The sequence below is a fragment of the Streptomyces fuscigenes genome, assembly GCF_021556455.1.
GTDB lineage: Bacteria > Actinomycetota > Actinomycetes > Streptomycetales > Streptomycetaceae > Streptomyces > Streptomyces fuscigenes.
In genome coordinates this window covers 1-1,142 of sequence record NZ_JAKGCV010000793.1, presented here as the reverse complement: position 1 = coordinate 1,142, position 1,142 = coordinate 1, and the positions used below count along the sequence as shown (strand labels likewise).

General features: G+C 77.1%; 2 protein-coding genes. Both read right to left on the bottom strand.

Annotated features, from left to right (window positions below; translation table 11 throughout):
- Window positions 1-262 (bottom strand): zinc ribbon domain-containing protein (locus tag L1885_RS28600; protein WP_235800040.1); only part of this gene is annotated, 262 nt, incomplete at its 3' end.
- 3 nt (window positions 263-265) lie between these two features.
- Window positions 266-1,142, bottom strand: an 877-nt coding sequence (locus L1885_RS28595; RefSeq protein WP_235800039.1) for a tetratricopeptide repeat protein, incomplete at its 5' end; no start/stop codon positions are given.

Below are 1,142 nucleotides of genomic sequence, written 5' to 3'. Positions count from 1 at the left end.
GGGGCACGCCCGTCCCGGTCCGGGGCTCGGCCTCCGGCCAGGACACGCGCGGACCGCCGGGCTCCGGGGACCGGCCGGCGGACGCGCCGCCCGGCAGGCCCAGGGCCACCGTCGCACGGTCGGCGGACGCGCCGTGGTGCGGCGCCGCCGTCAGGTCGTACCCGCAGGCACCGCAGAACAGGTCACCGGGCTCCACCAGTTCGCCGCACTCCGGGTTGGGGCAGGGCGAGGTGCCGACCTCCCGCTGGTGCTTGTGCGCCATCAATCACACCCACGTCCGGGGGCGGAAGCGGTTGGCCCGCTCCACCAGTTCGATCCTCTCCTCGCCCCGCTGGGCGAGCCGGGCGAGTGCCCGGTACGAGCGCTCCAGTCCGAAGCGCAGTCCCCGCTCGTCGAGACGGCTGCCGAGCAGGGTCGTGGCCGGTTCGGCCGGACCGCCCCGGCCCCCGGAGATTACCCAGTCGAGGGCCGTCCCGAGTACTTCCGTCGACAACTGCTCCCGGCGCACCGCGTCCAGGCCGAGCTGCCGCAGCGCCTCCACCTGGGCCGCCCCGGCCGCCAGGTCCGGCAGGAGCGGCTCCGCGGCGGCGCGCCGGCGCAGCCGGGCCCGCACGGCGGCCACCCGCGCGGCGGTGTAGTGGATGGACGTCTCCGGCACGGACTCCAGCGTCGCGACGGCGCCCGCCCGGTCGCCCGCGGCGAGTTGCACCCTGGCCAGGCCGAACGCGGCGCTCACGTAGCTCGGGTCCGTCGCCCAGACAAGGCGGTAGTACTCGGCCGCGTTGTCGAGCTGGCCGAGCACCTCGGCGCACAGGCCGAGCGCCAGCTTGGGCGCGGGCTCGCCGGGGAACGCGTCGTAGATCGCGTCGAAGGAGACGGCCGCCGTCTCGTGGTCGCCCGTCACCAGCCCCATGAGACCTCGCGACCACACGACCCGCCACTCGTCGGGGTGACGTGCGCGCAGGGCGCCCAGAGCGGCATCGGCCGCCGCCGGGTCGCCGTGCTCCAGGTGCGCGCGCACCTCGCGCAGCCGCACCTCGGACGAGTCGCCCGCCGGGCCGCGCCGCACGGCCTCCAGCGCGGCGGTCAGCTCGCCGTGCGCGGAGGAGGCGGGCAGGCCCGCGAGGAAGCCGGCGTTGGGG